Source organism: Bacillus capparidis (assembly GCF_017832095.1).
Taxonomy (GTDB): Bacteria; Bacillota; Bacilli; order Bacillales; family Bacillaceae; genus Bacillus; species Bacillus gobiensis.
Window position 1 is genome coordinate 675,011 of sequence record NZ_JAFDST010000001.1, and the last position, 22,424, is coordinate 697,434.

The following is a 22,424-nucleotide window of genomic DNA, read 5'->3' on the forward strand; positions in this document are numbered from 1 at the left end:
TTATTTGCAAAATACAAGTATTACTCAAAAAAGAATTACCCCACTGGAGAGGTGCAGCAACGACTTGATTTTGCCATTGCTTCATTTAACAGCTTGATAGAGCGAATGACGGTCTCTTTTTCAAAATCATTCATATGAGAGAAAATTTCATTTAAATAAGCATTAATTTGTTGGTCAATTGATGCAGCAATATAGGTTCCTTCTGTCGTTAATGAGAGAATATGAACTCTTCGGTCATCCGGATCGGGTGTCTTTTTCACTAAATTCATTTTGATTAAGGATTGGATTTGTCGGCTAAAGGTCGTGATATCTGTACCTAATGCTTCTGCAACCTGTTGAATTGAAGGTTTATGTTGATGTTCAATTTCATAGAGAATATGGCTTTGTATTAATGAAAGATCCAGCCCTCCGACTGAACAACAATTTTTATTGAGAAATCCAAATCGTCGAGTCATGGTTTGAAAAATTTCACGTGTGTTTTCCATGGACTTTTCACCTCATCAGTAAGTTTATATTAATTATTTGCATTTTGCAAATTAAAATTTTCAATAATGAAATTATCTAATCTACGCTCTAGAACTTCGATACCACGGTACTGCTTTTTGTTCGATCTCCAATACTAGCTGTTCTTTTCCTTTAATGTATAATTCAATGGTGTAGGGAAAACGTTGGGATAGATCCTCTTTTAAGTCTCCATACTTTTTTGTGGCATCTGGATGTGCCCGTAAGTAATCGCGAAATGCAAGATGACGATCAATTTCGGAATTGCCTAATTGATAAATGTGGACATGGTGTGTTCGATTATCTCCTCCTTTTTGGAAATATCGACGTTGGAAAATCCCGTTTTCTCCTTTTGGCTCATAACCAATAGCGACCATTGTTTTGTTAAAACTATCGATCTGGTTAATATCTCTAACCACTGGCATTATGTCGATGATAGGCTTTGCCTTTAGTCCATTTACAGATGTACTGCCAATATGGTGAATATCAATGATTTCGGGTCCGAATATCTTATGCAATGTATTGGCTTCTTCTTCAAACATTGAAAGCCATTTCTCGTTATATGGCTTCACTTCAACTTTTCTCATTTAGAGCCTCCTTTTAAACTAATTTTATTATGTTTATTTATGCCTGCCTCTTAGTCATCCTCTTCTGGCTTATCTCAACTAAAGAAGCTGCACTCCCTTTTTTAATTCTTAATCTGTCTGCAACATCCTGTAGAGACATGCTGCATGTTTCATAAAGATAATAGGCGTAATAATTCCTGATGTCATATATATTCAATTTTTTTCTCAAATGATAGTGATTGCTTATAACGCTAAGATGTTTATTAAGTGAGTCTATAGAAATCGGTATCGTAACATTATCATGTGTAGTCGATGTAAAAACGTATTCATTATCTGTGAAAGATGTTTCCCAAAAATACCTCATAAAAAGTTCAGCTTCTGCCCCCGTTAAGATAAGTGTGAATTCTCCTAAATGGAGATGGGCCTCGTCTTTTGTAAAGTCAATATCCTGTTTTTTAATATGGAAATCAGAAAGCCTAAATCCGTATAAGAAAAGAGTGTAAATAATGATTCGTTTTGTAGAATAATCATTTCGTTTGAGAATATCTTGTTTAATTTCTAACAAACGTTCGTAAGACAATTCAATCGTCTTATTATCTTGAATCTTCGTTCTTTTCAACTTCACTGTGGGATCAACCGGTACTTTATCAATACTCCATAAATAATCAAAGTATTTCTTTAGAATACTTAATTCCTTGTTGATAGTTCTATCTGTATGTCCATTTTTTCGGTTGAATTCTAAAAAGTGTTTGATATCTGAAGGATTTATTTCATGAGGAAGAAGTTCTCTTGCGTTTTGTTGATTCACTATTTTATGGAACGTTTCTATGACAGGTATATATGATTTTATCGTTTCATTTGAATAAAGTTTTGATTCCAAGTATTTCGTAAAACCGTAAGGCATAAGAGTTCCTCCCAACCCTATGTTTTAGAAAATTATACCTTAAAAACGCTACAGTTCACAAGAAATAGGAACGTTTGTTCATTTAGATGCATGTTAATATTTTTCGACAAATATACAAAGTACAGTAGTACCTAGTATATTTGTCGAATTAAAATCTGGGCATTTAAGTGAATCTGAGCACTACGAGTTTTCAATGCTGCATGAATCAGCGAGATCATCATCTTCTTGTAGGGGTAATACCAGCGTAGCTGTCACCAAGGGCAAAGCAAATGTAATTAAATGGGGAATTTATTGATAACCTCGTTATATTCCTGCATGGCATCGGTGATTGCAAGTTTTGAATAGATTTCCAATGACCTCAGGCTTTCATGTCCGGAATACGGTTGTATAAGCGTCTCATCGATGCCCTGCTTTTTGAGCCTGGTTAACAGGAAATGTCGTAGCATGTGTGGCGACAGATTTTGCACCAGTCCTCAGAATATTTTGCCAAAGTCTTTCGTATTCCCTGGTCCGTGTAATTCTTCTTCCATGATGATTAAAAAAAATAGACCGCATGCTTTTTCTTCATCGCGTCAGCGTGAGTATTTGATTCAGAGTACTTGACAATGATGTTAGGTCATAGTGAATAATTATCACTATAAACTATTTGGAGTGAGAGAAATGAATATAAAATCACTGCGCTCAGATCATATTTATCAAAAAGTTGCCCAAGCTTCGCCCGAGGAAAAGCTTGAATTATTCAGAAACGAAATGATGGCTCCCTTTATGAAACAATGGCAAATTCAACAGATCCCTTTTAGAGCTGAAGAGGCGAATGGTTTTGACGTTATTACGTTTAATAGTATGATGAACCGATCCCCTGATCAGATTACCCAGCAGATTTCACCTGAGGTAGAGTTGATTTCGTCAGATTCTTTTTGGTTAGAGTGTGAGCACGCTGTAAGGAAAAGCCTCCGTCTATTTATAGAACATGAAATAAGCCTCCCCGTATCCGAATATTTGTTTACCATTCAACTAGGGAATCCGGAAAGCCGTTCCTTAACATTAAACGGAGGATATAGCGGCTTTGGGGGCATTCCTGGTTTTATCATGTGTACACTTGTGCCAAATGAGTACACGATTCCTCGAATAAAGGCTGCGCTAGCGCACGAATGCAACCATAATGTGCGATATCAATTTATTCAGTGGGATCACACCGTTAATTTGGGCGAACTAATTGTAAGTGAAGGATTAGCTGAAAACTATGCTACGTTCATGTTTGGAGAAGAATTGCTTGGCCCTTGGGTAACGAAAACAAACGCAGAAACACTTAACAGGCGCATAAAGCCTGTGCTTAGAGAGCAATTGCAATTAACTGGGTTTGATAAATTTGCTCCGTATCTTTACGGTGACGAGATCGCAAAACTTCAAAACTTTAAACCGGTCAATATGCCTTATAGCGCTGGCTACGCTTGCGGATATTATTTAATCCAATATTATTTAAGAAAAACAGGAAGAACGATCTTTGAGGCCACAATAACACCTGCTGCTCAAATACTAGACGAAGTAAAAGGATTTTGGGATGAAGAAACCATTATTAGCTGTTAAAGATAGTGTCCAAATAACAGGAATTACCGCCCGGACCCTACATTATTACGATAGAATCAATCGATTTAACCTGAATTACGAAAGCCCATAAAATCAACCGTTTAAGCGCAAAGGACTTGGGGATCACATCCAATTATGAAGACGAGATTTGCGAATAGGGTCTTAAAAGACGGAATAAGCAGTCAGGTTCCCCCTCCCCACACGAAGGGACAACGGGATTTCCAAGTCATAAGTTGGGATTATGCACTCATTCCAATAAAATACTTTTTTGCTCCATGCGTCGCCAGATCCCTTGGTTTCGGATGGACACACAGCTTTAAGGTCATCAGAACCCCCTGTTATAAAAGGAGGCACTCGCTAGGGCAGGTCATAAAGTGTTTGAATTTATATGTGGAAATTCATTTGTATTTCTAAGTTTTATTTACTTTTTGCATTCTTTGCAATGGTATTCACAACGAACATCCAGAACCTATCATATAATCTATCTGATAAGATTTTCCTTATTAATAAGAATGGTTTTGCTCCAAAGCCTGCGGCATATCTTGTTTTAGGTCTCTTAACTGAAATTGATTTTTCGATGATTTTTGCAATTAGGTCTGGTTCTGAACCACCGGTTCCATCTTTAAAGAAATTTCTGTATTTTTTAGCTAGTTCTCCATAGGCGGTATTTCCAGATATTTTTAAAAGATTGTCACCTGCAATCCCCCCCCATTCTGTTTTGATACCACCTGGTTCAATAACAATGACATCGATACCAAAATCTTTTACTTCTAGTCGTAAGCAATCACTTAATCCTTCTACGGCGTATTTGGAAGAATGGTACCAAGAACCCAGTGGCTCATATATTTTTCCCCCTATGGAAGATATGTTTACTATTTTTCCGAAATGATTTTTTCTCATATAAGGTAAAACTAATTGAGTAAGTCTTGCCATTCCAAAAAGATTTACTTCAAATTGGTATTTTGCTTCTGACATTGGGACATCTTCCAAAGCTCCATAAGAACCATATCCTGCATTGTTCACAATTATATCAATATTCCCTTGTTCATTTGTAATTGTTTCTATTGCTTGTACCATGGATACATCATCTGTTACATCCATTTTCAAAATATGAATTCCTTGTTCCTCTAGATGTTTCATTCTCTCAATTCTTCTTGCGCTTGCATATACAATATAGCCCGCTTTGTTAAGACGAATGGCAGTAGCTTCACCCATTCCTGATGAAGCTCCTGTTATTAAGACAACTTTCTTTCTCATTTCTACTCCTCCTAGTTTAAGATATTTTGGAATAAATGTTCCGAATTTATTATAAACCCTATGAAACTGGTGTCAATAATAATTTGAATTTTTATTCCAAGAGATATCCTTTTTTATCGGTTTGACAATATGTGAATCGCTATTATTAGTTGTTAAATAGGTTATTATCCCCTAGTAATTTATAGTACTTTGGAATTTTAATATTTAGCGGTTGATTTGTAAACTAAAAAGAAATATTATTAAGTTGAATAAAAATTCCATTGGTGTGGAGGTAATTCTAATGGGGAAACGTGAAGATATTTTAATGGCTACTCTTGATTTAATTACAGTCGAAGGTTTACAATCAGTTACCTTTGCTAAGATTTTTAAACATGCAAAGGTAGGTTCTGGAACAGTCTATAATTATTTCAATAATAAAGAAGAGCTGGTCAATGAATTATACAAAGAAATTGGCACACACATGTCTAATTTTGTCATTGAAAATTATGACGTTAATGAAACCTTATATGAAAAGTTCAAATTTTTCTTAAAGAAAATGGCTGAATTTGCAATCAATTATCCAAAAGAAATACAATTTCTTGAAAACTATTCCCATTCGCCCTATATTTCTGAAGAAATTCGTAATAAGCCTGTTCCGACAATGAACGAATTTTTTACTATTATCCTTGAAGGGCAAAAACAAGGGATCATTAGAGAAATGAATTTAATGATGTGTTGTCAGATTGTAACAGGCTTGATTTTATCCGTTATTAGAGGATTTCTAAATAATAAATACCCTTTGGGTGAAGTAGAAATACAACAAACCATTGAATCATGCTGGAAAGCAATAAAGATCTAACACCACTTTTGTAAACAATAACGAGGTTGAGCGATATCTGAGTTAGATTGTGAGGGGCGCAACTATGAGAATTATTCTATTTGGAGTAACTGGTATGGTCGGGCAGGGTGTTCGTTAACTCGATCGTAAAAAGATGTGTGTAAATTAATTTTCGACATCCAGCTGATTACTCATGGCGTTCTAATGTTAAATCTGCAAGTATATTATCGAATAATTCTTATAGTGAGGTTAGTTCTCAAACGGGATATGCTACTGAATATAAAATCATTCATGAGCAAGTAAATGTACGAAGAGAGTTGACACTTAGTCATATTGATGGTCATGGAAAACGAATGTTTATTTTGACTCCACAAACTGATGGGACACCTACACTGGAAATCCGTGAAGAATTCCATTCACACGCTGGCAAGGTCGTACAACTTTTGATTAATCGATTTTCAGAAGTCAACAAAGCCAATATTTGGAGGATTTAAAGAAGGGACTTTCGTAACTTATTTTAAATCGAAAGTAGGATTAAATAATGCAAATCACAATTTTTGGCGCTAGTGGCAGTGTAGGACAATATCTAATTGATGAAGCGATTAAACGAGGGCACCAGGTCATTGCGGTTAGCCGAGACCATAATCGAATTAAAAATCCAAATCCAAATATCAGAGCAATGAGTGTGGAATATGATGATCCGTATAGCCTCGATTTAACACTAAAAGGAAGCGAAGCCGCTATCATGTCGTACAACCAACTGAAGCCATAATAATGGCAATGAAACGACAAAACGTCAAAAGAGTAGAGATTTTGACTGGGTTTGGTACAAGCTCCATTAGTCGTCGTAAATTAAATCCGCTCATGAAGGTCACAATGCAAGGCGTTCGCTTGTTGGCTTATGCAGGATTTAAGTCAAAGGAAGCACAAGACCAATTAACTCGAAATTCAGGTTTAGTTTATACAATTATCCAACCACCAACGCTAACTTTTGGATCGCCAACAGGTACCTACCGACACGGTACGGTGATTATAAAGGGAAATCGATTTTTGGGAAACTTAGTAGAGCTGATTTAGCTGAGTTTATGATAAGTAATTTAGAAAAAAATCGTTATATCAATGAATCAGTTTATGTACAACAATAAATAACTTAATACAAGCCTTTATCATTTAATCAAGATTTAAACGCTATTCTTTAAATAAGAGTCGGCTTTGCAAAGAAAGGATGTCAGTTATGAAAGTCATTTTATATGGTGTAACGGGTATGGTAGGTCAGTTAGCACTAAGAGAAAATTTTACTCGCTCCAGAGGTGGAACAAGTTTTAGCGAATGTATTAACGTATAATATCCGCGTTTTGTCGGCAGGACCCCCTGTAGAGGTTCTAGTATCCATATTTTCGTTTAAAGAAATGAATTGCACTCCGGTCTCTTCCAACTGTTGAATAATGTTGAGGATATCCAATGTTTTACGTCCTAAACGGGAAATACTCTCCATTACAACTGTATCCCCATTCCTGAGCATATCAAAAAGTTGATAAAGACCTCTTCGATCTTTAAAGGAATTGTTTTAGCAATCGAGAATAAGTCCATAACAATTGTGTGTGATAAGCTTAAGAAAACAAAGAATGGAGAGATGATATGAAAAAAACGCAAAATCATCTGCAACTACCAAATGTCGTGTCACGTGACGAATGGCTTGTGGCTCGTAAGGAACTGCTGGCTAAAGAGAAGGAATTTACTAAGGCGCGGGATTCGCTGAATGCCGAACGTCGCCGACTCCCAATGGTAGAGATTGATAAGGACTATGTCTTAGGTGGTCCGAATGGTAAGACCCGTCTGCTTGATCTGTTTGAAGGGCGTCCTCAACTAATCGTGCATCACTTCATGTTCGCTCCTGATTGGGAAGCAGGTTGTCCAGCTTGCTCACTGGCTGCGGACAACATCGGCCACCTCGCCCACTTGCATGCACGTAATACGTCGCTGGCATTGGTATCCCGTGCTCCACTTTCCAAGCTCCAGCGCTACAAGGAACGCATGGGTTGGAATATTCCTTGGTACTCGTCCTACGGTAGCGACTTTAACTATGACTTTCACGTTACACTGGACGAATCCGTCGCCCCAATTGAATACAACTATTTGACCAAGGATGAGCTTGTTCAGAAGGGCGTACCCATTGATTCCGGACAGTCGATGGAAGTGCCTGGCGTGAGCACCTTTCTTCGCGATGGCGAAAGAATTTTTCACACGTATACGACTTACGCCCGTGGAACTGACCCGCTACTTGGTATCTTCAACTACCTCGATTTAACAGCTCTTGGCAGGCAGGAGGACTGGGAACAGCCACCTGGACGCAGTGACGGCAACGGCAAGACATGGCTCCGCCGTCATGACGAATATGATCACTCTGAGGAGTCGGACTCCTGTTGCCATTCAAGAAATGACGACTTGTAATCAATGCTGTTTAACAATATCTATTAATATAAAGAAAAATCCGATTTCTCAGCATTAAATTGAGAAATTGGGATTTTTAATATTGTAATTTCCTAACGTTGTAAATTCGCATTTTGCTGGTGGTATTGACACTACCCCTTCTAGAAGTTTCAAGAAGTTCTCTGGATCGCCAGACGCTCCTGCATATTTAACTTGAATGTCCCATACGGATTCACATGTGCATAAATCAGTGGCGTTAAGGCTCTAAAATCCTCTGAGACTAGTTTTTGCAGTAAAGGTTTTGTTCCAGTAGCACTTCTTGAATCATCAATGTATTAATTAATACCAAACAGTTTTGGAGAAGGTGCAGAGCTAGTACAGCAATCTCTTTGTCCTCCATGCGATTTGTTTGGATTTCTCCTACTTTTCCATAAAAAATGAAGCTATTAGCAGAGTTCCAGTTTTCAACTACATTTAATCCCTCATGAATCTCTCTTCGTATTTCTTCTGATGATAAATATTCACACAGAAAAATGGTTTTGATTGCTCTCCCCAGCTCAGCAAGTGCTCGATATGTTGGGTGTCCACTTTTACGAGTAAAACGTTTGTGAACCGCCTCTGTTTCAGCCATACCTAACCGTAAGGCTGTCGCATACTTAATCATTTGATCATATTGCTGTTCAATTAAGCTCCAATTGATTGGTCGAGTTAGCACAGGCTGTAAATTTGGATATAACTCTTGCATTCCCACATCTTCTTTAGTGGTTACCTTCACAGGAAAAACGCCATCCTACCTTTTTTAATCCTAAAGAAAGAATATCCTTTTTTTTAAGAAACTATTTTGTTTTTAGTTTTGATAGGCATGTGCCTTACTCCCATACGGGGATAGTTCTTCGACTCATGATATCCGCTTGCGTGGGTTGTTGTTTCGTCGTACTTTCATCATAACCACGGAGGCTGATTTTTCGATTTAATTGTGAAGATTAATACAACAGGCTCTAGAATTGTAAAGCTACTGACCACACAAAGTCAAAAACCCTTTTAAAAGAGCCCTCTGGTCATTTTTCCAACTAAAACTGGTTTAACGGAGTCAAAATGAATATCCTGAACATACTTAATGTTAAGACCGCCGGGTCCAACTTTTAAAGTACGCCCTAACAATCCTAAATTCTTCTTTAAAGATTGAATCTCATCCTCAGTTGCGATCCGTTTTTCTCCAACAGTTCCTGACAATCGTACTCCTGGAGGCGTTTTGAATTTTCCAGAAAGAACCGATCGTATCAAAAACCATTTACTACTGTGAACAGCTAGAATACAGACTCGATTATTATGTTCAAGGTTTTGCGTCATTTGTGAAGTAAAAATTTGAAAATATACGCCTTTTGGCTCGTCTTCGCTAAGTATTAGTGACCCAATTGGAGTAACATGTGGAGTTCCATCTGGGTTTACAGTGGCAAATGAGAAGCCAAATGACTTAGAAGCAAGATCTCTCCAAGTATTCCAGTGATCGAATGGCTGCATTTTTTATTCCCTCTTTTCTTCATATAAAGTTAATAGGATATATAGCAAAACATTTACCCATTTAAGCGGTAAAAGTCACCTGTGACAATATTCCATACTTTATCACTAATTTTGATACACACTTTCATGCTGCTTTCCCTTTTATTTACGGAGCTTTTAGTGAAAACAGCAAAATATCCTTGTTTTTGCTAATCAATGACACGTCACCTTGAAAGCCGGATGTTTTTAGAATCCGGTGTGCAAGATAGGTGGTTTCACCCCCTTCACCCCATACTTCAGCCAGACTCCCCTTCAAAATGGCATTTACGACTATGGCATTTGCCGTCTTTTAGGTTTTAATGATATTATCTTTTTCTTAGGAAGTGCTTTTAGACAGTAAGAGGATTCATAACATTACGCTTACTTAAACTGCACAAATCATACGATAACAGCTACAACAAAAGAGATCGCCAAATATAGGAAAAGTGGAATATACATCCATGTATCATATTTGGAAAAATGGGTTCCTTTGAATCTTTTAAAGATACCTACATAGTTAAAGTCACCGATTGCCCGTAAAGTAAATATCGAAGCAATGAGTACACTTCCCCATTTTGTCAATGTATCTGCATGATAAAAAGGTAAATACCCACTTTGAGCCAATAGAATAATAGAAAAAAACAGGATAAAAAAGGCGACTATTAATGTAAGTAACGTAGGAGGAACAATTTCAGTACTTGCTCCATCTTCTTTCACCGGAAAAGTAGCACTGGTTCCCCATCTTCCTCCAAATGCCCAATAAACATGAAGAAGACTAATGAAAATCAATATAACAGCAGATGAAAAAATAAGAAACAAGGTCATCAATGATCCCTCCTGATGATATCCAATTACAATTCGTCTTGACTCGCACAAAAACACTTGAAGAAATTTACTTATTATATAATAAGTATAAAAAATCGAGTTCATTAATACTCAATATCGATTTTTTTCCCTTGTGGCACTTGTTGATCTTTGGGTTGTTTCTTTTCATCTTTCTCTATTTCTAGAATCGAATGGGCTATCAAAACTTGTAGTCCCAGTAATCTTTCTTTCTTTGCCTTTTGAAAATGCTGTTGCGCTTCCTGGGGGATCATCTTTCCTGGGAATGTTTCACGAATCTCAAACAATTGATCAATCAAGCGATGAACTGTCTCTTTTTGAATCATGAAATACCCTCCTCATCTTTCGAAGTAGATACACGCTCACCAAAACATATACGTAATCGTTCCTCAACAAAACGTGCACTTAAAATCGGTCTTCCTGTCAACGAACGTGGCAACGTAACTTTTCTTCGATAGGCTCCTACTTTAATCGTTAGTTCATCTCCACGTTGTGTTACATCTAGATCTTTTCCACTGACAAAGGGGAGAGTGAGATAGAGGATAAACCCATCTTGTTCTTGCTTGACTTCCTCTACTTTTCCGACATAGAATATTTCTTCTAATTTTCTTTCTCCAAATGCAACTTCTGCTAAATCTATTAATGCTCGTAATCCTGACACTTCAGAACTCATAAGCGGTACTCGTAAAATCGGAATCGGTTGAAAGTTATTGGTTATCTCTTCTTCATATTGAATATTTCTCGTTTTCCACTCTGCCAGATAACCAACATCAGCATCTACCGGTAAGACACGGTTCACAATAATGGCATCTGTATTAAATCCATATAAATTTAAATAGGTAAATGATCGTCTTGCCTCTGAAATAACCATTTTCTCGGGATTGAGAACAATTCGGACTGAGGTGATCGAGTGATCTAATAACAAACTCTGAACCTCAATGACTCGTCGGAATAATTCCTCGATATTGTCCATCACTTTGTTATCAGGCAGTTCTAATCCACCAGTTACAATTCTTGCTACTGGTCGAGCTAGTTTTACTAAGCGACGTTGGTGAGGAAATATTTTTTCCAACCACCAGGTTAGAACATTTGGATAGCTTAATAGTCGAAGGGTTTCTCCAGTAGGAGCACAATCAACAATCAAGACATCATATTTACCGCTTTCCACGTGTTCGAGGATTTTCAAAAGACTGAATAACTCTTCCATGCCAGGAAAATTGATCATTTCCTCTTTATTGATATCTTTGAGGTCTGACCATTCGATGACTCGACCAAACCACGCCTGAACGACGCCCCAGTTTCGCTCCGTCTCCAATAAGTTATCTACTTCTTGTCCCCAAAGGTATTCGGAAATAGGGGTAGGATCTGGTCCGAGTGGAACTTGAAATGCATCCGTTAAATTATGCGCGGCATCTGTACTCATCACTAATGTTCGCAACCCTTCTGACGCCAAACGTGCCCCTGTTGCCGCTGCAATACTCGTTTTTCCTACTCCGCCTTTTCCTGTATAAATGATAATTCTCATGAAATAACCTCCTGCATGAATGGAAATCGAAAACCTATTGATTACTCGGGGAAATTGGTTCGATATCGTACTATTTCTACAAAAGAGAAACTTGGGGTTTTCCAAGTTACTCATCTTCGATTTTAATGCGTTTAAATGTAGTATGCTCATCTTTCTGTTCCTGTTCTGTTGTTTGAACCACTTTTGCTACTTTGAGTAGCAAATTAATTAGTTGCTCCAGTTCATCCGAAGTAAGAGCATCTTTTATTTTTTGAAGCACACGACTCATCGTTTCAAGCACACGGTCCGCGAACTCTTCACCATCTTCTGTTAGACTGATCCGAATGATACGTTGATCATTTGCATCACGATAGTGTTGAATCAGTCCATGCTTTGTTAAGCGTTGTCTGATATTTGTGAGCGTACTTTTTTGAAGTCCCATTTCGGACGCTAACTGGGACATCGTTGCTTCTCCTCTTTGTTTTAATATAATGAGTGCAATCAATTCGGAACGTGTCACTTTCTTCAAAGTCTCATCGATCTCTTGATCAATGAGTAGTGGTTTCATCCAATTTTTCAGAAAGAGAGATAATAACTGATTCATATGCGTCTCCAATGTACTATAATAATTTCCCTGCTATTATTTTAATACGATATCGTACTTATGTCAAGTGTAATTAACGGATGAATAATTATGTCTAGAATAAGTTTTCTGCGTCATTTTTGGGTTATATTCAGTGAAAAAAGTTCTGTTAGGGTTTTTCCTTCAGCGAAAGACGCCCAGGACTCTATATGAACAATATTCTCTTTCTTGGGACGCCACTCCGTTTGATTGCTCTGCAAACCGTTTCTTCATTTTGATAAGCGGCAGTGGTATCAATCAGACGATAGCCTGCCAGAAGGGCTTTATAAACGCATAGCTGCCTATAAGTCAAATAAAAAGAGGCTGAGAGAAAACTTTTCATTTATTAAAAAGTCTCTCTCGCCTCAAATGCTAGTATTATACTTCTTCATTTGGATAAAGGACGAATTCATATTTATTCCCTTTTAACTGATCTTCATAGAATTCAACCTTTCGATTCAAAATATCCAGGTTTTGTTGCAAAGCTAGCATCTCTTGTTCCACGAGACGCTTACGCTTTTCAAGTAAATCCAACCTTTCAGGAATCGTTGCTTCACCCATTGCACGCCATTTGGTATATTGTTTTAGCTCTGTCATCGACATTCCTGAACCTTTCAGATGGAGCAAAAATTGAACCCAGCGGATATCATGATCAGTAAATTCTCGTAAATTATTTTCATTTCGATGAGGAGTAAGTAACCCTTCCTTTTCATAATATCTCAGCGTACTCGTTGTTACCCCGACGATTTTGGCAAATTCTCCAATTGAATAAGTCATGGTACCCACCTCGTTTTATGTACTAATTAGATACACTTAAAGCGGACTTTAAGCGAATAATGTTATTATACATTATACTAATAAAAACCAAATAGAGTTCTCCATCATGTGACATTATTGATGAGAGAATTCTATTTGGCCCTTTTCTAGATAACTATAAGTAGAACTAAGAATGATTAGATACTTTGTTTTGTTGGACGAATCAGTATATCACTTACCGCAACAGTTTCAGGTGTGCTAATTACATACGCTACCGCATCTGCAATGTCACTGGACTTTAACCCGAAACCTTCTGAACGTTGATTGTTCTTCAACCATTCTTGCACTTCAAGATCTTGTGAAGTGAGATATAATTCAGTATCCACTGCCCCTGGAGAGATGATAGTGCTGCGAAGATTGTTTTCACGCTCTTCTTGGCGTAACCCTTCCATGATTGCACGGACAGCAAATTTTGTTCCAAAGTATACAGCAGAACCAGGATAGACGACATGACCTGCAATTGAGTCAGTCGAAATAATATGACCGGATTGTTGTTTTTTCATGATAGGTAAAACCGCAGCAATCCCATTCAAAACACCCATGATGTTGATGTCTAACATTTGGCGCCATTCATCAAAGTGTGTTTCTGAAAGCGGCGCAGTTGGCATGACTCCAGCATTGTTGTAGAGTACATCTACACGACCATATTTTTCGACTGCCAAATCTACAACTGCTTGAACTTCCTCTTTTTTCGATACATCTGCAACAGCATATGAAATTTCATTATTTGGTAATGATTCAACAAGAGCCTGCAAGCGATCTTCGCGACGAGCAGCAATCATTAATTTCGCTCCTTCTTGTGCAAGTTTCTTGGTAGTTGCTTCACCAATCCCACTTGATGCACCCATAATAATGACAACTTTTCCTTCAATATTTGCCATGATATTTAAGTCAAGGGAAACATTCTTAAGCTGTAGAACTTTTTTCAGATTAAAAACGTTGATGTTAATACAAAGTAAAAGAACTCGTTTTGAACAAAGATGATCAAAATGAGTTCTTTTAGTCATTATAAAGATGTGATTTTTCTAAAAAAGTTTGATCATTTTAAGATACTTTTTGTTGAACATTAGCCCGCGTTAGGTGAAGTAATTTGTTGTCTATTATTGAGAGTCTTCGTCAATTTTGTATTCTAAGATGTCTCCAGGTTGGCATTCTAATGCTTTGCAAATTGCCTCTAAAGTTGAGAGCCTAATTGCTTTTGCCTTTCCATTTTTCAATATAGAAAGGTTAGCCATTGTTATTCCAACCCTCTCCGAGAGTTCTGTTACGCTCATTTTCCTTTTAGCCAGCATCACATCAATATTGATTATAATTGCCATTGTTTTCACCTCAGACTATTAAGTCATTTTCCGATTTTATATCAATCGCTTCTTGTAAAAGTCTTTGAAGAACAGCAGCGAATACTGCGATTATCATTGAAGCAAAGATAGGGACCATTCCCATTATTATGAGACCTGGGGCATCGTCTTTCTCTGCTACGAGATAAACGAATGGCATCATTACCACATACAAGGTACTGATTGTGATTGCACAGTATTTTATATTATTTAAAGCTTTAACAGAAATTTGTGAGAAAGCTTTGTTCTTGTCAATATAACTTAAAAGTCTAAAAGCCTTATACAATGCAATGTAATACGGTATCGCTGATACATACATACCTATTAAAATGGGATATAGTATATGGGCATAATCTGGATTTACTGGATTATTAGCTAACCAAGGCAATCCATATATACACAAAGCAAGAACTGGAGTTCCAATAAGAAAAACAGCTATCTTTAAAAAGAGTGTTGAACCATGTTTCATAAAAAGCACCTCACTTATTTATTGTCAATTTGAATTTAACACGTTATTTATCGTTTTACAATAAATTTTTATTAATTATAATGATATTTTTATCTCTACTCACAAACATTGCTTTTAGACAAAGATAAAAATCATTCCTCATTACAAAGAAATGCTCTATAAAACTTAAAACTATTCAATTTATAAATTGTTCAACTAACCAGCCCCGTTAACTTAACAAGAAAAGCATTATCCTGCATTTTCACTACTTAATTTTGATCAACCATTTTTATAATCGATCAGACTTTGTTATAAATTATCAATCTTTATTTCAAAGCAACACTGTTATTTCTCGACTTAAAGTTTGCTTTAAGGACTATACTTCATCATGTAACGGATAAAAAATGGAATAAGGGAGTGACTAAAAATGGCAGAAAAACAAACAGCGGGACGAGACTTGTTAGGAGAATTCGCGCCAAAATTCGCTGAACTTAACGATGATGTCTTATTCGGTGAAGTTTGGGCAAGAGAGAAAGAGTTATCTCCTCGCGATCGCAGCATGATTACAGTTTCTGCGTTAATTGCTGGTGGAAACTTTGAACAATTGATTCCACATCTTCAAAAAGCGAAGGCAAACGGATTAACGAAAGATGAAATTGCTGAAATCATTACTCATCTCTCGTTCTATGCAGGGTGGCCCAAAGCTTGGTCAGCATTTAACATCGCAAAAAAAATATATAAAGATTAAAAGAAAGTAGGGATTAAATATGGCAAACGAAGAATTAAGCAAAAGCACAATTTTTCCATTGGGAGAAAAAGTTGAAGCAAACTTTATCGGTGATGCATACTTACAAATGGTGTTTACCGATGCGACGCCACTCCATGCACCAATTGGGAATGTAACCTTTGCTCCAGGAGCTCGGAATAACTGGCACTCTCATAAAATTGGACAAGTTTTGTTAGTTACAGGTGGTGAGGGTTGGTATCAAGAAGAAGGTAAACCAGCTCAATTACTCAAAACAGGAGATGTTGTGAATATTCCGCCACATGTAAAACATTGGCATGGTGCGACAAAAGATAGTTGGTTTGTGCACCTAGCAATTACGCCGGGAGAAACGGATTGGTTAGAACCTGTTGATGATGAATGGTTTAATAAATTATAAAGCTAACGCATCGAGTCAATTGATTCGATGCGTTATTCCTTTTATATGATATTAGAAGTACAAAATTTAATACTCAGTGTTTTATTCTAGGTTTTTCTATGAAAAACTTTCCTGAAAGATTCTATGCGGTCATTTCGTAAAAAGCACCTTTAGAATTGTGAAACTCTGAAACTCTTAAACTTTTGGTTTTTCTATAAGTAACTAAACTCCAAACTGTTTTAAATGATGGTCAAGGTGTTTGTAAATTCCTTTCCCCCATTGCTCGGAAGTAAGTTTGCCGAAGAATGAATGTGGATAAGTTGTGCACTTTTCAGGCCCATTATTTTGGAATGTTATAATTTTTTGTTTCAGGTTTTCTCTTTCTGTTTCAAATTTTTTTTCTTCTACAATCAAAATGGCCGGAATTGTGGACATATTGCGGGCTAATGGCTTGTCATTATAAAAAATTGGTTTTACAAATTTCCCTATTAATATTCCTAACCAACCTCTCGGATGAACAGCATTTCCCATTGCTATGTCTTGGAACGATGAGCAATGAGCTAGCATTTGGGCAACGTCCATTTTTCCCCATTGTGGTTGAGAATTTGGGGTTAATTTATCGATACGATTTAAAATTTCCTCTGTATGCAAATGATTAAATATATTTTTCATTAGTGCAAATCCCCTTTATAAAATATGACTTGCTCTTTATTTGCTCATATATTCCATATTGGGACTTCGATCACCTGCAAATAAGACCTCAAAATTATGGATTCATCTTTAATTTTAATCCATAGTTGGTAGTTTACAAAAATCCTTATTCAAGAATATGGCCCTTTAATTAAATAACTTTATTATCACTTAATAAGTTCTTAATCCACAAGAAAAACCGAAATCCCTTCTTTATAGAGATAGGAAATTCCGGTTCATCTTTTTTATAAACGGTTAAACTTTTTTCAAAACGGTGCGACTTTTTTATAAACAGTTCAACTTTATTTCAAAGCTACACTATGCGAAGCAAGGATAAATATGCATCAACATCAAGATTTGCAGACACTGTGTTTAAAATGAGGTCAAAACGACCAGACAAATCATTGAATGTAGCAGGATCACTGGTTGCCTAGTGATTTCAAGTCTATCTGCTTAATTTAAGCTGCGAAAGTTGAGATTGTAATAAATAGTTCGTGGTTTTGATTAGGGAGGATTCCTGCTCTTCCCTCTTCTGATGCTGTGTGTTCCTGTTCCTCTTTGTTCTGAGATAATAAAGCAATCGTTAATTATGCCATTTCAGCATAGAGCTTTATGTTTCCCTCGTGCTTAAAACCTTGTCTAATACTTCATCGGCATTTTTGGATTCTTTCTTGCCAACTTCTTCTCCCAGAACTGATATCAGGCCGCGCATCTGATCCTCGGTCAACCCGGTATTAAACCCGATGTTAAAATGCCATCCATATTGGCCAGGGCCGCAATAGTTGCGATCTCCCTGCTCTGGAAATCCAGGTTGTCGCGTCCGAAGATGTCTCCGAACAGGTGCCCTTTCAAAAACTGATCAATGACTGGAGCGAATTCATAAACCTCTCCCGTAACCGGTCTCCCTGCCAGTCTTGTCTGAATTTCCGTTCCAAGTTCGATGCTGCTTTTATTGGTAGGCAATGGGCTTGCTTCTCTGTGCAAAACGCTATTAATCCATCTTGGCATATCTGTAGAAAAAGGCTAATAAATTTAACAAATAAAAAACTGCTGCAATGACTGCAGCAGCTTCATTCTCTCTATTACAATCTCGGATCCACAGGATCAGACTCCATTGCTAACGTTCCAAGAACGCACTCATGAACCCTTTCGATCGATTCTCCATTTACAAAACGATTAATTCCTTCCAGCCCCAACGTAAACTCTTTTAAGGCAAGTTTTTGTTTTTTGCCGGTGTTTCTTTGTTTTAATCTTTCCAGATTTGCAGGCAGCAAATAATCCATTCCGTAAATAATATTCAGGTATTTGCGGCCCCTCACCTTAATTGCCGGCTGGAGAAGCTTTCCTTTATTTCTTGCGATGAATGATTCAGGCTTAATCACTATGCCTTCATGGCCCTCGCTTGTTATTTCCTCCCACCATTTAATGGCTTTTGCTTCACTCGCTTCGTCATTGATCGCCATGTATTCCGTTTCCACAAACAGGTTTGAATAGCTGGCAAATTCTCGATTCTTCTCCATATGCCACGTATGAGAGTGATCGAAGAATGTTTGATTACTATGGGCGAGCACGTGGAATGGCGCAATTTGAATTTGGCCTACATCTTCTACATCCCAGCAATACTTTTGAAAAGCTTCTTTAAAAGTATTTGCGTTCGTTAATTTTTGCTCATATTCTGCAAGCCATTCATTTAAGTCTGGATTACCCTCGGCAGCTGCAGCCAACATTTTTTGCAGTATAGCACGATCCAAAATCGCATTCTCCGAGACGTGTGCGTATTGATTGCTGATCAGTTCTTTTGCCTTCAAATTCCACGGCATTATTTCTGCGTCCAACAGGACATATTCGGTATCGTGTTTTTCAAAATAACCATTTGCACTTAAAGCTTTATTGATCTTCAAGACTACTTTTTCTTCCATGTCCCTTTCAAAAAAACGACGACCTGTCCTAGTATAGATGACTCCTAGAGTTTCGGTCCCGACGTGCTTCTTTGCCGCTTCCTTGTCTTTAAACAAAAACAATATCCCTCTGCTGCCCATATGCTTCTTCTCAACGATCATCGTGTTCACGCCATTGCTGCGATAATAATCGACTGCCTCTTTCGGATGTTCAAGATAGCTATCGACTGAAGACGGTTTAGGAGTCGGACTCATTGTTGGCGGAATATAGATCAATTGCTCAATCGGCACTGTAACATGAGAGATGGTATCGATTGCTGGTTTAACGTTATTCTGATGGACCTGCACATCCCCAAACTCCTCGGTTAAAATTGAATACCCATTGATAAACCTACCGATATTTGGCGGGTTTAAGCGATTTTTCTCCCATTCTTTCAATGGATTGTCTGATGCTCCTGAATAGTCTTTCTTTGCTTTTACAGATACGATTTCAGCTTCAGGATAACGAAAAGCAGTTAACATTCCACCAAACACAACACCCTGATCAATGTTCATTGTACGATTTATCATTGTAGGTCTTGGCTTAGGGTCATGGCCCCAAATGATAAGCGGACTTGTTTTATGATGAATAAACCAGTCTTTTCTGATTGGCTTCCCTTTGCTGTCAAATCCGTCTGTATCTCCATAGCGGCAAAAATCACTAATATCGCGGGATTGTTTTCCAATAAATTCATCTTTTATTCCTGCGTGAGCACAGACTAAAGTTTGAATTCCATTATTGGCGAACACATAGTGAGAAGGTGCATTCTTCAAGAATTCCTTTAAAGCTTCTTTCGTTTTTTCAGTTTGTTCCGCTCCCTGCTCCTCTTCAAATAGCTGAAGCTCTTGCTCCACTTTTTCATCACCATGGTTTAACGTAACCTTTCTACCATCCAACCATCTGGCTATTTTCCACCCGTGATTGCTGTCAATCATGTAAGCAAGTCCTTCGTTCACATGGCGCAGAAAGAATAACATTGTTTTAAGCGACTCCGGTCCCCTGCTCATAACGTCACCAATCGAAATGAACTTTCTGCCTTCCGGATGGACATATAGCTCTTCTTGATTCTTTTTATAACCAAGCTTTTCTAGAAGCAAGATCATTTCTTCATAACAGCCGTGTATGTCGCCAATAATGTCAATTCCATTCTGGACTTCCAATTCTATTGGATTCGTACGACGGATGAGTTCAATGTCCTTCGATTCATCTAAAAAATAAACGGCTGTGTAACCCTCTTTTTTCAAGAAACGTTTTTCTCTCTTGAAAATTTGGTGCTGTTGTTTTATACGTCTCTTCCCTCTTGGATTGTCTCTTTGCTCGTCCCTTTCAAGCAAAATATTTTGCGGGATGTCCAATACAATTGAAATAATGGGGACATGGTTTTTTCTCGCTAAATCTATGTATCTCTTTCGGTCATCTGAGTGCAGATGGGTTGCATCAACAAAGGTTAATTTATTCAATCTGCATCTGCTTTCAATCATAGAATCCATCATCGCAAAAGCTTCTGTAGAAATTCTTCCATATTCATCAGACAGGCTGTTTGCTTCATCTTTAGGGTGGTTCCGCCAATCGATAAACTCTATGTCACTTACCAAAACACGAAATTGATCAGAACTCACAACTTCTGAAGGAACGATCTTTTCTTCGTCAATTAACTTTTTTAAAAGCGTCGATTTTCCGCTGTTGGAAGGTCCAACCAGCAGCACAATCCCCGCATAAGGCAGTACGACTTTCACTATTCCCCCTCCTTTCTCACAAACACACACATTTGGGTAGGAGAACCATATAGAATGTGCTCTTCACCAATTCCATCAAACGAAAGTTCATATTTTTCATCTTGATTCCTGTTTGTGCACCATTTACGGAATTCACCTCTTGTCCATTCAAACCGATGGTCATTATGGCGAAAGTGGGTTTCCATTTTGTACACAGCGTTGTATTCTTTATTCGGAGTCGTAATGATTAATGCCTTCGGCTGGTATTCTTGAAGAATAGTATCCATCACTTTTGGCAGCCGCTCCTCATCAATATGCTCAATGACCTCACATAAAATCATGATATCCTTGCTCTTTAGTCTTTCGTCGTAATAAAAAAGGGAACCCCAAACTGGTTCAGGAGAGACAAATCCGTCTGTATTTTCTGCTTTTTTAAACCGTTCCACTGCTCTTAATGATGTGGTTTCAGACGGCTCAACTGCTAAAACTTCTTGAACCCCATTAACGAACCCTAAACGATATGAGAGTTTACCTTCTCCTGAACCAAAGTCAACTATTCTTTGTTTATGAGACATGCTATTAATCTTTTCAATGATTTTTTCATACCGTAAGTCGTTAAGCCTGGTTCTCGCTTCATCATTTTTCTTTCTCATTTCAGTTTTGTTATCTATGACGCTGTATATTTCTTTAAACCGAAGAAACTGCCGTAAAATAAACCCTTTTTCCGGGTGATCCTCAAGCCACACTTGCCCGTACCTCTCTAGCTTTTCAATTTCTTTTTCATCAATAAAGTAATGCTTATAGTTATCCAATACAGGAATCAGCACGAAAAGCTGTCTTAGTCCCGTTTGTAAAGTGGTATATCCTTTTAAGGAGATAAATCTTGCCGTGCTTTTAGATTTGAAATCGAAATAATAATCTGTATCTGCTCTGGTAATTTCAACTTCAAACCCTAATGGCTGAAAGAGATCCATTATGTGTTGATCAGAAAGGCTCGATGAAACGGGCCCAAAACTGAATTGGAAGGCAAAAGGATGATCGACCCACTTAATGTATTCCTCCTTCGGCTGCCCATTTAAAGCAGTACCGAGCGCTTTTCTAATAAAAGAGATGAAGATGCTGCTTACAGCAAATTCCCGGTCATTTATGTAGTGAGTAATGTCGTATGCATTTGCGTTGTTTCTCATCAGTTCAATAGGATCCGGAGTAACAAAGATGGTCACTTCAACCGCTGTTTCAGTAAACTTGCTATAAAAAAGCCTAACCAAATGGCCTTTATGATTTCTTTCATATATATTGTTTGGATTTTTAGCTAAAAGATGAGAAATAAATTTCACGTTCTCACCTGAAGCCTTAATAGTCAATTGCATAAATACACCTCTTCGATACAAAAAATCCTTTAAATGTTAGGTTATTATATCAATAATTTAGACTCATAAATAGCCATAATTAAGTATTCAATCTGCTCAACTATATTACAGAATCAAAAGATTCCAATAAGATCTAAGAGTTGACCGAACTTTTGCCCATCAAGAATCAAGTCATTCACTAAAAATTAATTATCTTATAAACAATAAAATCACAGGACTTATGTATACAAGATTTATAGTATTTTTAACCTTAAAGCCTTCCTCAAATTAAAGTTCTTTTGTTTCATCTCCGACAAAAGCATATAAAAAAATCAGATCTTTAGTAAGTTATAAAAGACGAAACAAACGACCTACAAATTCTCCATTAAATCTTCATAACTTTCTTTTAAGCTTGTATA

Annotated in this window: 23 protein-coding genes and 5 pseudogenes; 6 read left to right on the forward strand and 22 right to left on the reverse strand. The window is 37.3% G+C overall.

Annotated features, from left to right (window positions below; all coding sequences use genetic code 11):
* Positions 1-35: 35 nt before the first annotated feature.
* The 4 genes from JOC74_RS03250 to JOC74_RS23315 form a co-directional block, all read right to left on the reverse strand.
* Positions 36-485, reverse strand: coding sequence for a MarR family winged helix-turn-helix transcriptional regulator (locus JOC74_RS03250; RefSeq protein ID WP_053602945.1), 450 nt, complete (start codon positions 483-485; stop codon positions 36-38).
* Between the two features lie 81 nt (positions 486-566).
* Complete coding sequence (locus JOC74_RS03255) at positions 567-1,088, reverse strand: GrpB family protein (protein WP_053602946.1); 522 nt, start codon at positions 1,086-1,088, stop codon at positions 567-569.
* A 37-nt stretch (positions 1,089-1,125) separates the two neighbouring features.
* Positions 1,126-1,971 (reverse strand): tyrosine-type recombinase/integrase, encoded by an 846-nt coding sequence (locus JOC74_RS03260; RefSeq protein ID WP_053602947.1) that lies wholly within the window; start codon positions 1,969-1,971, stop codon positions 1,126-1,128.
* 275 nt (positions 1,972-2,246) lie between these two features.
* Positions 2,247-2,417, reverse strand: a complete 171-nt coding sequence (locus JOC74_RS23315; protein WP_225970333.1) for a tyrosine-type recombinase/integrase — start codon at positions 2,415-2,417, stop codon at positions 2,247-2,249.
* Positions 2,418-2,631: 214 nt separating this feature from the next.
* On the opposite strand from JOC74_RS23315, the gene JOC74_RS03270 reads away from it, so the two are divergent.
* Positions 2,632-3,558, forward strand: a complete 927-nt coding sequence (locus JOC74_RS03270) for a DUF2268 domain-containing putative Zn-dependent protease (RefSeq protein WP_053602948.1) — start codon at positions 2,632-2,634, stop codon at positions 3,556-3,558.
* A 417-nt stretch (positions 3,559-3,975) separates the two neighbouring features.
* Here the strand turns inward: JOC74_RS03270 and JOC74_RS03275 are convergent, their stop codons facing one another.
* Complete coding sequence (locus JOC74_RS03275; RefSeq protein WP_053602949.1) at positions 3,976-4,815, reverse strand: oxidoreductase; 840 nt, start codon at positions 4,813-4,815, stop codon at positions 3,976-3,978.
* A gap of 280 nt (positions 4,816-5,095) precedes the next feature.
* Here JOC74_RS03275 and JOC74_RS03280 point away from each other — a divergent pair, with 280 nt between their 5' ends.
* Together JOC74_RS03280 and JOC74_RS24060 are read left to right on the forward strand one after the other, a co-directional pair.
* Positions 5,096-5,653: a TetR/AcrR family transcriptional regulator gene (locus JOC74_RS03280; RefSeq protein WP_053602950.1), complete on the forward strand. Its 558-nt coding sequence runs from the start codon at positions 5,096-5,098 to the stop codon at positions 5,651-5,653.
* A gap of 520 nt (positions 5,654-6,173) precedes the next feature.
* A pseudogene (locus JOC74_RS24060) lies at positions 6,174-6,709 on the forward strand (NAD(P)-dependent oxidoreductase).
* A 292-nt stretch (positions 6,710-7,001) separates the two neighbouring features.
* Here the strand turns inward: JOC74_RS24060 and JOC74_RS03295 are convergent.
* Positions 7,002-7,181, reverse strand: a pseudogene (locus tag JOC74_RS03295) (recombinase family protein); the annotation flags it as partial.
* Positions 7,182-7,270: 89 nt separating this feature from the next.
* Here JOC74_RS03295 and JOC74_RS03300 point away from each other — a divergent pair.
* Entirely contained in the window at positions 7,271-8,083 is an 813-nt protein-coding gene (locus JOC74_RS03300) for a DUF899 domain-containing protein (RefSeq protein ID WP_053602952.1), read from the forward strand.
* 149 nt (positions 8,084-8,232) lie between these two features.
* Here the strand turns inward: JOC74_RS03300 and JOC74_RS03305 are convergent.
* The 11 genes and pseudogenes from JOC74_RS03305 to JOC74_RS03350 all read right to left on the reverse strand — a co-directional run.
* Positions 8,233-8,822 (reverse strand): annotated as a pseudogene (locus JOC74_RS03305) (Tn3 family transposase); the annotation flags it as partial.
* Positions 8,823-9,103: 281 nt separating this feature from the next.
* The gene (locus JOC74_RS03310) at positions 9,104-9,583 is read right to left on the reverse strand and encodes a pyridoxamine 5'-phosphate oxidase family protein (RefSeq protein ID WP_053602954.1); all 480 of its coding nucleotides are present in this window, start codon (positions 9,581-9,583) and stop codon (positions 9,104-9,106) included.
* A 417-nt stretch (positions 9,584-10,000) separates the two neighbouring features.
* The gene (locus tag JOC74_RS03315; RefSeq protein ID WP_053602955.1) at positions 10,001-10,426 is read right to left on the reverse strand and encodes a DUF3995 domain-containing protein; all 426 of its coding nucleotides are present in this window, start codon (positions 10,424-10,426) and stop codon (positions 10,001-10,003) included.
* Positions 10,427-10,530: 104 nt separating this feature from the next.
* On the reverse strand, positions 10,531-10,770 hold the full coding sequence (locus tag JOC74_RS03320) for a hypothetical protein (protein ID WP_053602956.1): 240 nt from the start codon (positions 10,768-10,770) through the stop codon (positions 10,531-10,533).
* The gene (locus tag JOC74_RS03325) at positions 10,767-11,969 is read right to left on the reverse strand and encodes an ArsA family ATPase (RefSeq protein WP_053602957.1); all 1,203 of its coding nucleotides are present in this window, start codon (positions 11,967-11,969) and stop codon (positions 10,767-10,769) included. The genes JOC74_RS03320 and JOC74_RS03325 overlap by 4 nt, the downstream gene beginning before the upstream one ends.
* A gap of 106 nt (positions 11,970-12,075) precedes the next feature.
* A complete protein-coding gene (locus tag JOC74_RS03330; RefSeq protein WP_053602958.1) occupies positions 12,076-12,552 on the reverse strand; it encodes a MarR family winged helix-turn-helix transcriptional regulator in 477 nt (158 codons plus the stop codon).
* A gap of 196 nt (positions 12,553-12,748) precedes the next feature.
* A pseudogene (locus JOC74_RS23330) lies at positions 12,749-12,862 on the reverse strand (aldo/keto reductase); the annotation flags it as partial.
* Between the two features lie 86 nt (positions 12,863-12,948).
* Positions 12,949-13,347 (reverse strand): MerR family transcriptional regulator, encoded by a 399-nt coding sequence (locus JOC74_RS03335; RefSeq protein ID WP_053602959.1) that lies wholly within the window; start codon positions 13,345-13,347, stop codon positions 12,949-12,951.
* A gap of 176 nt (positions 13,348-13,523) precedes the next feature.
* Positions 13,524-14,267 (reverse strand): SDR family oxidoreductase, encoded by a 744-nt coding sequence (locus JOC74_RS03340; protein WP_211086100.1) that lies wholly within the window; start codon positions 14,265-14,267, stop codon positions 13,524-13,526.
* Positions 14,268-14,486: 219 nt separating this feature from the next.
* A complete protein-coding gene (locus tag JOC74_RS03345) occupies positions 14,487-14,705 on the reverse strand; it encodes a helix-turn-helix domain-containing protein (RefSeq protein ID WP_053602960.1) in 219 nt (72 codons plus the stop codon).
* A 10-nt stretch (positions 14,706-14,715) separates the two neighbouring features.
* Positions 14,716-15,192, reverse strand: coding sequence for a DUF2975 domain-containing protein (locus JOC74_RS03350; protein ID WP_053602961.1), 477 nt, complete (start codon positions 15,190-15,192; stop codon positions 14,716-14,718).
* Positions 15,193-15,598: 406 nt separating this feature from the next.
* Between JOC74_RS03350 and JOC74_RS03355 the strand changes: the two genes are divergently transcribed.
* Both JOC74_RS03355 and JOC74_RS03360 read left to right on the forward strand, forming a co-directional pair.
* A complete protein-coding gene (locus tag JOC74_RS03355; protein ID WP_053602962.1) occupies positions 15,599-15,919 on the forward strand; it encodes a carboxymuconolactone decarboxylase family protein in 321 nt (106 codons plus the stop codon).
* 19 nt (positions 15,920-15,938) lie between these two features.
* Positions 15,939-16,334 carry a cupin domain-containing protein gene (locus JOC74_RS03360; RefSeq protein ID WP_053602963.1) on the forward strand — a complete coding sequence of 132 codons (396 nt, stop codon included), beginning with the start codon at positions 15,939-15,941 and terminating at the stop codon, positions 16,332-16,334.
* 201 nt (positions 16,335-16,535) lie between these two features.
* Here the strand turns inward: JOC74_RS03360 and JOC74_RS03365 are convergent, their stop codons facing one another.
* From JOC74_RS03365 to JOC74_RS03385, 5 genes and pseudogenes are all read right to left on the reverse strand, one after another.
* The gene (locus JOC74_RS03365) at positions 16,536-16,985 is read right to left on the reverse strand and encodes a DUF1569 domain-containing protein (protein WP_053602964.1); all 450 of its coding nucleotides are present in this window, start codon (positions 16,983-16,985) and stop codon (positions 16,536-16,538) included.
* A gap of 337 nt (positions 16,986-17,322) precedes the next feature.
* A pseudogene (locus JOC74_RS03370) lies at positions 17,323-17,433 on the reverse strand (alcohol dehydrogenase); the annotation flags it as partial.
* Positions 17,434-17,726: 293 nt separating this feature from the next.
* Positions 17,727-17,987 carry a carboxymuconolactone decarboxylase family protein gene (locus tag JOC74_RS03375; protein WP_211086046.1) on the reverse strand — a complete coding sequence of 87 codons (261 nt, stop codon included), beginning with the start codon at positions 17,985-17,987 and terminating at the stop codon, positions 17,727-17,729.
* A 98-nt stretch (positions 17,988-18,085) separates the two neighbouring features.
* Entirely contained in the window at positions 18,086-20,677 is a 2,592-nt protein-coding gene (locus tag JOC74_RS03380) for a polynucleotide kinase-phosphatase (protein ID WP_053602966.1), read from the reverse strand.
* On the reverse strand, positions 20,677-22,026 hold the full coding sequence (locus JOC74_RS03385) for a methyltransferase domain-containing protein (RefSeq protein ID WP_053602967.1): 1,350 nt from the start codon (positions 22,024-22,026) through the stop codon (positions 20,677-20,679). The genes JOC74_RS03380 and JOC74_RS03385 overlap by 1 nt, the downstream gene beginning before the upstream one ends.
* Positions 22,027-22,424 lie beyond the last annotated feature (398 nt).